Annotated in this window: 1 protein-coding gene; it reads left to right on the forward strand. The window is 61.5% G+C overall.

The genetic code is table 11. The features are described 5' to 3' along the window. On the forward strand, nucleotides 1–208 hold a 208-nt coding region (locus EXE45_RS19450; protein WP_137695236.1), incomplete at both ends, for a pyridoxal-phosphate dependent enzyme.

A 208-nucleotide genomic window follows, 5' to 3' on the forward strand; every position in this document is an offset into this window, starting at 1 on the left:
TCTCAAGCATGAAGACCTGCTCCACGGCGGAGCGCACAAACTCAACAACACGCTGGGGCAGGCGCTGCTGGCAAAACGAGCTGGGAAAGACCGGTTGATCGCAGAGACAGGCGCCGGTCAACACGGCACCGCAACCGCGATGGTTGGTGCCCTGTTGAACCTCGATACAACCGTGTACATGGGCCGCCACGACATGCAGCGGCAGGAG

Source organism: Halorubrum sp. SP9, from assembly GCF_005435015.1.
Classification (GTDB): domain Archaea; phylum Halobacteriota; class Halobacteria; order Halobacteriales; family Haloferacaceae; genus Halorubrum; species Halorubrum sodomense.